This is a genomic window from Pontibacterium sp., assembly GCF_041587635.1.
In the GTDB taxonomy this organism is placed as follows: Bacteria; Pseudomonadota; Gammaproteobacteria; order Pseudomonadales; family Balneatricaceae; genus Pontibacterium.
The window spans coordinates 1-7,479 of the sequence record NZ_JBFGYC010000152.1 but is presented as its reverse complement, the minus strand read 5'-3'; the positions used below and the strand labels follow the sequence as shown (position 1 = coordinate 7,479).

Sequence of the window (7,479 nt, the reverse complement as noted above, 5' to 3'; positions counted from 1 at the left end):
GTCTGGCCCTTAACTTCGCCGTCAGTGAACTTCTCAACGTAGTCAGCGTTAACACGCGCAGCACGCTCAAGCAGACGAGAGTGCAAGTAGAATACGTCACCAGGGTATGCTTCACGACCCGGTGGACGACGCAACAGCAGGGAGATCTGACGGTATGCCCATGCCTGTTTAGTCAGGTCATCGTATACGATCAGTGCATCTTCACCGCGGTCACGGAAATATTCACCCATGGAGCAACCAGCGTATGGAGCCAGGAACTGCATCGCAGCTGGATCAGCAGCGCCTGCAGCCACGACGATGGTGTGATCCATCGCGCCGTGTTCTTCCAGCTTACGTACTACGTTAGCGATAGTAGACTGTTTCTGACCTACTGCTACGTAGACACATGTTACGCCAGTGTCTTTCTGGTTGATGATAGCGTCGATAGCGATCGCAGATTTACCAATCTGACGGTCACCGATGATCAGCTCACGCTGACCACGACCTACCGGTACCATAGCGTCAATCGCTTTCAGACCAGTCTGTACTGGCTGATCAACGGACTGACGTTCGATTACACCAGGTGCAACCTTTTCTACAGCGTCAAACAGTTTAGTTTCGATTGGGCCTTTACCGTCGATCGGGTTGCCCAGGCCGTCTACTACACGACCACGCAATTCCGGACCTACAGGTACTTCCAAGATACGGCCAGTACAACGCGCGGTCATACCTTCTACCAGATCTTGGTAGTCACCCAGGACTACAGCACCTACAGAGTCACGCTCAAGGTTGAGCGCCATACCGTAGACACCACCAGGGAATTCGATCATTTCCCCGTACATTACGTCTGCGAGACCGTGAATCAGGATAATACCGTCGGATACGCTGACGATAGTACCTTCATTACGTGCTTCAGAAGACACATCCAGCTTCTCGATGCGTTTCTTCAGAATCTCGCTGATCTCAGATGGATTCAGTTGCTGCATGTTTATTCCTCACACTCAGGAATTCATAGCTTCGGCCAGTTTCGCGAGTCGAGCGCGAACGGAGCCATCGATAACCAGGTCGTCGGTACGAACCACTACGCCACCCAAGATAGATTTATCTACCTTAGAGGTCAGGTTCACTTCGCGACCTAGCTTCGTGCCTAATGCCTGAGCTAGTTTCTGTTGCTGCTGCTCGTCCAGGTCAAACGCAGTGGTCACATCGATTTCGACGGACTGCTGCTGATTTGCCTTCAGCTGCTCGAATTGTGCACTGATCTCTGGTAACAGGGGCAAACGCTGATTTTCAGCCAGCAAAGAAACATAGTTCTTGCCAGCATCGTCGAACTGTTCCTCACAAACAGACATCAACGCTTCAGCTTTTTGCTCACTTGTCAGAGCAGGGTTACCCAGAACACGGACCATTAGTTCATCCTGAGCTACCGCAGAAGCGGTAGTCAGCATGTCAGACCACTGATCCAGTGCCCCTTTGTCCAGCGCATACTCAAAAGCAGCTTTGGTGTACGGGCGAGCGACTGTATTGAGTTCAGCCATCATAAACCTCGCTTAAAGCTCAGCTGCCAGTTTCTCAACGAGCTTAGAGTGAGCTTTCTCATCAATAGTGGCTTCCAGAATCTTCTCAGCGCCAGCTACAGCCAGAACCGCTACTTGAGCACGCAGTGCTTCTCTAGCGCGGTTAGCTTCTTGCTCGATCTCAGCCTGAGCAGCGTGTTTAACGCGCTCCGCTTCTTCACGAGCTTGCTCTTTCGCTTCGTCAATAATCTGGTTAGCCCGCTTATTGGCTTGTTCAATGATGGCGGCTGCTTCGTCTTTGCTCTGACGCATGTCGGCAGCGGCTTTTTCTTTAGCCAGTTGCAGATCACGTTCAGCGCGGTCAGCAGCGTCCAGGCCTTCAGCAATTTTGGATTTACGTTCTGCCAGTGCAGCCGTAATTGGCGGCCACACATACTTCATGCAGAAGATTACAAAAATTGCGAATGCGATGGCCTGACCAATGATGGTTAGATTGATATTCACGCCATTACCTCTCGCGGTTGTTAGTAAAGTAGTGGATTACAAGTCAGTTAAGGACTTGGGAAGACTACTTACGCAACAGCGAACAGTACGTACAGACCCAGACCAACACCGATCATAGGTACAGCATCAACCAGACCCATTACGATGAAGAACTGAGAACGCAGCAGTGGAACCAGTTCTGGCTGACGAGCAGCACCTTCCAGGAATTTACCGCCCAGGATACCGATACCTACAGCAGCACCCACAGCGCCCAGACCCATCATCAGTGCACCAGCGATGTACAGCAATGCCATTTCCATCAGATTTCTCCGCTTAAGTTTTCAAAAGTTAAAGTTAAAGTTTTTAAAGTAAAATCGGTTTTGATTTAAATTCGGTTACCACTGCTTAGTGGTCGTCATGCGCCATGGCCATGTAAACAATAGTCAGGACCATGAAGATGAACGCCTGCAGCGTAATAACCAGAATGTGGAAGATCGCCCAAGGCACGGACAGCACCCACTGAACCCAGAAAGGCAGTAGCGCGATCAAAATAAAGATCATCTCACCTGCGTACATGTTACCGAACAGTCGCAGTGCAAGAGATACCGGCTTAGCAATCAGACCAACCACTTCAAGGAACAGGTTGAATGGCAGCAGCCATTTACCCAGAGGCTGTAAGGACAGTTCCGCCAGGAAGCCGCTCACACCTTTAGCCTTGATGCTGTAGTAGATGATCAGTGCAAATACGCTCAACGCCATGCCTGCAGTCGCGTTCACGTCAGTGGTTGGTACCACTTTCATGTAGGAGATACCCATCTCAGCTGCAACGAACGGGATCCAGTCGACTGGGATAAGGTCCATGGTGTTCATCATGAAGACCCAGACAAAAATGGTCAGCGACAGAGGCGCAATCAACTCATTTTTGTGGTGGAAGATACTTTTAACGTTCTCATCAACGAATTCGATGATAGTTTCAACGAAGTTCTGAGTATTACCTGGAACACCAGCAGTTGCAGATTTAGCAACTTTCTGGAAAAGCCAGATAAACAGCAGGCCGAGGCCAACAGACCAGAACATTGTGTCGACGTTAAGTGCCCAGAAGCCCATATCCGCTGCTTCAGTACCGTGAGCAAAGGTCCAAGTACCACCCTCACCAACCACAGAGCCATCGTAACGGGTAGTGCCTTCAGGCAGCTTACCAAACGTCAGGTTGGTCAAATGGTGGGAGATGTAGTCTGAGGATGTGAGAGTTCCGCTTTCGCTAGCCATTCTCAGTGTCTCTCTTTCAAAGTTTCAGGAACCGGTTATTCAATTTCATCTGTGCGAACCAGCCAGTGATCTGCATCAGGATGAAAGTGCCAAATAAGGAAAATGGGCTCAAAGGCTGAACTAGGATAAACACCGTAGCAAACGCCAGAATGCTAATCCCCATTTTCCATATTTCACTTACGTACATCTCAGCCAACGCCCGGTTTGCGGTCTGGCCAGGTTTGCCTTTCAGTGCTCGATTTGCGAAATAGAGGTTTGGTATCAGATACAACCCTGCACCAAGCAGTGCGGAGTAAGCGGTGACGAAGTCTTTCAGCAGCAATGCGCCTGAAAGCACTATCGCGATCAACGCCTGAATCAGGTAGATACGAAATATCTGTTTGCGTGTGGCCCGGCTATGGATTCCTTGCTTTTGGCCCCGTTTGCCCATCTGTGCCACTGCAACCCTGAATCAATTGTTCCGATTTTTTGCCCTATTCCGGAGCAGAGCCCCCGAAAAGCTTGCAGATTATATGAACAATGAGGGAGTGAAACAACAGGCATTGTAAGTATTTGCACTAATGTATGATCCCCCCCCAAAACGGTATATGGGGAATACCACGGCTTAAACCGCATATATGGTGGTTCAAGCCGATATAAACCACTACCTATTGTAGATTTTCGAGGATTGCCTCTAGTGATTCTTTAGACTCATATGCGATGGTGATTTTGCCCTTACCTTTCGCATTTGCGGAAATGCTCACTTTTGTGGCAAGTTTACGCGAGAGATTGTCTGCCCAGTTTTCCAGCTGCACGTCAGGCTCAGGTTTTTGCTCGGGTTCGTTTGGCACTTCGGATTGTAGTTTACGTACCAGGTCTTCTGTCTGTCTTACTGATAAACCTTTACCGGATACTTCACGCGCAGCATTAATTTGCATCTCTTCATCTAAAGGCAGCAATGCACGGGCATGTCCCATTTCCAGATCGCCGTACTCAAGCATTTTGCGAACATCGCCGCAGAGATTCATCAAACGTAGCAGGTTGGTGACTGTCGAACGTGACTTACCGACCGCATCCGCGACTTCCTGTTGGGTCAGCTCAAACTCTTGTTGCAAACGCTGCAGTGCAATCGCTTCTTCCATCGGATTAAGATTTTCACGCTGAATATTTTCGATCAGCGCCATGGCGATGGCCGCTTCATCCGGTACATCTTTGATAACCACAGGAATCGAATTCAGTCCCGCCATCTGACAGGCACGCCAGCGACGTTCACCCGCGATAATTTCAAACCGTTCACTGTCAATCGGGCGTACGACTATTGGTTGCATCACCCCCTGCGCACGGATGGAATTCGCGAGTTCTTCCAGTGCCTGAGGCTCCAGATCCCGACGTGGCTGATAACGCCCACGCTGGATGAGATGTACCGCCAGCTCAGGGTACGCCGGCTTTGTAACTTCACTGTCTGGCGTTGGTGCCAGAGCAACGTCTTCCACATCGGTTACGCTGGATAGTAATGCATCCAGACCACGACCTAAGCCCCGCTTTTTCGCTGCCATTTTATGCTTCCTGTAACTCTTTATTCTGTTGTTTTATACGACGACTTAACTCTCCTGCCAGCGCCAGATAGGCGACGGCACCGCGGGAATTCTTGTCGTATAACAACGCCGGCAGACCATGACTTGGCGCTTCAGCCAAACGTACGTTGCGCGGGATCACGGTGCGATACACCTTGTCACCAAAGTATTCAACCAGGTGTTCAGAAACGTCTTTCGTCAAACTCATACGCGGGTCAAACATCGTCCGCAGGATCCCTTCGATCTTGAGATCAGGATTCAGGCGTGCATTAATTTTGTTGATGGTCCCGACCAGGGCAGAAATACCTTCCAGCGCGTAATATTCACACTGCATCGGGATAATGACGCCGCCGGATGCTGACAACGCATTCACGGTAAGAAGGTTCAGCGATGGCGGATTATCGATCAGAATGTAGTCATACTGATCTTCCACCGGCTTCAATGCCATTTTGAGACGGAATTCGCGTCGAGACAGCTGCAACAGCTCAACCTCTGCAGCAGTCAAATCACCATTTGCACCGATCAGATCATATCCGGCCGGGCTCTTTTCAATCACTGCATCTGCCGCACTACACCCTTCTGTGAGCACGTCATAGACAGACAGTTCAAGCGTGTGCTTGTCGATCCCTGATCCCATGGTGGCGTTGCCCTGAGGATCCATATCGATCATCAGTACACGCTTTTTCGTCGCTGCAAGCGAAGCCGCCAGGTTCACACAGGTGGTGGTTTTACCCACACCACCTTTCTGGTTGGTGATTGTCAGTATCTTCGCCACGTTCAGGATCTCCCAAGGATCAACAGATGACGTTCTCCGTCCGTGTCCGGCACCTGCAAACGGTGGCTGTTCTGTAATATATACCCCGTCGGCAGTGTCGCCAGCTCTTCATCAGGATACAGACCTTTCATTGCAAGAAAAACACCGTCGCTGGCACACAGATGCTCGGTCCACTCGATCATGTCCTGCAACGAGGCAAACGCGCGGGAGATCACCTGTTTGAACGGTTCAACCCGATATTTTTCCACACGCTCGTGTATCACGGTAAGGTTATCCAGACCCAGTTCAACTTTGACCTGGACCTGAAAACGGGTTTTCTTGCTGTTACTGTCCAACGTGGTGACAGCAATATCAGGTCGACAAATGGCAACCGGAATACCGGGAAGACCCGGACCGCTGCCGACATCAATCAACGCACCCGGCTGTAGGTGTGGTAACACACTGAGACTGTCCAATAAGTGGCGGCTGACCATCTCCTGCGGATTACGCACGGCAGTCAGGTTGTACGCTTTGTTCCACTTGATCAGCAGCTGAAGATACGCCATCAGTTTGCTTATCTGTTCACTATCCAGTGACAGATTCATTTTACTCAGGCCATTCTCAAGTGATTTCTGTAACTGCGGATCCATTAACTGGCTGCCTTATTCTGTTTTTTGCTGAGCTGCTGTTTTTTCAGATAGACCAGCAGCAGAGAGATTGCTGCGGGTGTCATACCCTGAATACGGGATGCTTGCGCAATGGTGTCCGGACGTACTTCTTTTAACTTCAACGTCAGTTCGTTCGACAAACCACTGATCTGGTCGTAATCGAAGCTCGCCGGCAGTTTAGTATTTTCCTGTCGGCGCATCTGTTCAATTTCATCACGCTGACGGTCGATATAACCTGCGTATTTAAACTGGATCTCCACCTGTTCAGCGACTTGCGGATCGGTCACCGATTCCCCCTTCAAGTCAGCAACATCCTCATAACCAATCTCCGGACGCTTAATCAGATCCGCGAGATTGTACTCACGGGACAGTGGTGACTTCAGCTTTTCATTCAGCGTTTCGGCCTGGGCGGTTTTCGGCTGAACCCATGTATCTTTCAGGCGCTGCTTTTCCTGCTCGATTGCTTCGCGCTTCTCACTGAATTGTGCCCAGCGCTCATCACCCACCAGTCCAAGCTCGCGACCTTTTTCCGTCAAGCGCAGATCAGCATTATCTTCACGCAGCACCAGACGGTATTCCGCACGGCTGGTAAACATACGATAAGGCTCAGAGGTCCCCAGAGTAATCAGGTCATCAACCAGTACACCGATGTAAGCTTCATCGCGGCGAGGTGACCACTGTTCTTTGTCCAGAGCACGTGCTGCAGCATTACTGCCTGCTAACAGCCCCTGAGCCGCAGCTTCTTCATAACCGGTTGTGCCGTTGATCTGCCCGGCAAAATAGAGTCCGTGAATATGTTTGGTTTCCAGCGTGTGCTTCAGGTCCTGAGGATTGAAGTAATCATACTCAATGGCATAACCCGGACGGGTGATATGTGCATTTTCAAAACCTTTGATTGAGCGTATGGCTGCGAGCTGAATATCAAACGGCAAACTGGTTGATACACCATTTGGATACAACTCATGGGTGGTCAGGCCTTCTGGTTCAACAAAGACCTGATGGCGATCTTTATCTGCGAAACGCATGATCTTGTCTTCAATTGAAGGACAGTAACGTGGGCCCGCACCTTCAATCACGCCGGTATACAACGGGGAACGATCCAATCCCGAGCGTAAAATATCGTGGGTCTGTTCATTGGTATAGGTGATGTAACAGCTCAGCTGTTGCGGATGCTCACTCCGCGACCCCATATAAGACATGATCGGCGTGGGTGTATCGCCTGCCTGCTCCTGCATCACAGAAAAGTCGACGCTGCG

At 50.3% G+C, this 7,479-nt stretch carries 10 protein-coding genes; all 10 read right to left on the bottom strand.

Features of this window, described 5'->3' with window-relative positions:
- Positions 1 to 965: F0F1 ATP synthase subunit alpha (atpA, locus tag ABYW01_RS09495; RefSeq protein WP_372832322.1), on the bottom strand; the 965-nt coding region annotated here is incomplete at its 3' end.
- Positions 966 to 980: 15 nt separating this feature from the next.
- Positions 981 to 1,517 (bottom strand): F0F1 ATP synthase subunit delta, encoded by a 537-nt coding sequence (locus ABYW01_RS09490; protein ID WP_372832323.1) that lies wholly within the window; start codon positions 1,515 to 1,517, stop codon positions 981 to 983.
- Positions 1,518 to 1,529: 12 nt separating this feature from the next.
- The gene (locus tag ABYW01_RS09485; RefSeq protein ID WP_372832320.1) at positions 1,530 to 2,000 is read right to left on the bottom strand and encodes a F0F1 ATP synthase subunit B; all 471 of its coding nucleotides are present in this window, start codon (positions 1,998 to 2,000) and stop codon (positions 1,530 to 1,532) included.
- A gap of 68 nt (positions 2,001 to 2,068) precedes the next feature.
- Positions 2,069 to 2,299, bottom strand: a complete 231-nt coding sequence (gene atpE, locus ABYW01_RS09480; protein WP_372832318.1) for a F0F1 ATP synthase subunit C — start codon at positions 2,297 to 2,299, stop codon at positions 2,069 to 2,071.
- Between the two features lie 85 nt (positions 2,300 to 2,384).
- Positions 2,385 to 3,248, bottom strand: coding sequence for a F0F1 ATP synthase subunit A (atpB, locus tag ABYW01_RS09475; protein WP_372832317.1), 864 nt, complete (start codon positions 3,246 to 3,248; stop codon positions 2,385 to 2,387).
- A 16-nt stretch (positions 3,249 to 3,264) separates the two neighbouring features.
- Complete coding sequence (locus ABYW01_RS09470) at positions 3,265 to 3,678, bottom strand: ATP synthase subunit I (protein ID WP_372832316.1); 414 nt, start codon at positions 3,676 to 3,678, stop codon at positions 3,265 to 3,267.
- Between the two features lie 217 nt (positions 3,679 to 3,895).
- Positions 3,896 to 4,783 (bottom strand): ParB/RepB/Spo0J family partition protein, encoded by an 888-nt coding sequence (locus ABYW01_RS09465; protein WP_372832315.1) that lies wholly within the window; start codon positions 4,781 to 4,783, stop codon positions 3,896 to 3,898.
- 1 nt (position 4,784) lies between these two features.
- On the bottom strand, positions 4,785 to 5,576 hold the full coding sequence (locus ABYW01_RS09460; RefSeq protein ID WP_193954542.1) for a ParA family protein: 792 nt from the start codon (positions 5,574 to 5,576) through the stop codon (positions 4,785 to 4,787).
- A 2-nt stretch (positions 5,577 to 5,578) separates the two neighbouring features.
- Positions 5,579 to 6,205, bottom strand: coding sequence for a 16S rRNA (guanine(527)-N(7))-methyltransferase RsmG (gene rsmG / locus ABYW01_RS09455; RefSeq protein ID WP_372832314.1), 627 nt, complete (start codon positions 6,203 to 6,205; stop codon positions 5,579 to 5,581).
- Positions 6,205 to 7,479: tRNA uridine-5-carboxymethylaminomethyl(34) synthesis enzyme MnmG (mnmG, locus tag ABYW01_RS09450; RefSeq protein ID WP_372832313.1), on the bottom strand; the 1,275-nt coding region annotated here is incomplete at its 5' end. The genes rsmG and mnmG, both read right to left, overlap by 1 nt.